The organism is Flavobacterium sp. LMO6, from assembly GCF_009495795.1.
In the GTDB taxonomy this organism is placed as follows: Bacteria; Bacteroidota; Bacteroidia; order Flavobacteriales; family Flavobacteriaceae; genus Flavobacterium.
Genome location: NZ_WIBH01000060.1, coordinates 1 through 654, shown reverse-complemented (window position 1 = coordinate 654; position 654 = coordinate 1). Strand labels below are relative to the sequence as shown.

Below are 654 nucleotides of genomic sequence, written 5' to 3'. Positions count from 1 at the left end.
AAACGTTATAGGCTATACTTCCAAAAATCGTAAAAAAGAAAATATGAAAATTTATTATTTAGTTTTTTTACTTATTTCAACTATAAGTTTTTCCCAAACAAAAAAAGAAAAAACTTTTGTTGGCTATGAACCAATTATGTGGAATAAAGATAAAGAAGGTAATGAAACAAATGCTGATTTTGAAAATCCTAAACAGAAATGGTATCATAAAAATATATTGAAAATAAAAAATGACAGTGTTTTTCTAGACAGAGTTCCTGTTTCGAAAATTAGAAAGAAAACTTTATATTCATCATCTGATGGAGGTTTTTACTATTACAAAGGAATAATTATCAAAGAACATAATCAAACTAAAATTGAATTGACAGAAATAGGTTGTGAATATTGCCCAACTGTAGTTTCTAAAAACAAAAATGAGATAATTCCAAAAAGAAAACTTTACGGTAAGATAACTGAAGAAGGAATTGAAATAAATAATGTAAAAATTAACGAAATTGAGTATTCAGAATTTATATTGAGAAGTGAAAACTGGAAAGAGAATTAACTAAGTACAGCCTATAACCGCGGTTTGCTTCAATGGCTACTTCCGGATTTTCCTTCGGAAAATCCGCTGCTGAATGGAATGTTTTGTTATATTTGTAATGGCTTGGTGTT

The 654-nt window shown here is 27.5% G+C and carries 1 protein-coding gene; it reads left to right on the top strand.

Annotated features, from left to right (window positions below; translation table 11 throughout):
* Positions 1–544, top strand: a 544-nt coding sequence (locus GFJ99_RS13315; RefSeq protein WP_203228800.1) for a hypothetical protein, incomplete at its 5' end; no start/stop codon positions are given.
* Positions 545–654 lie beyond the last annotated feature (110 nt).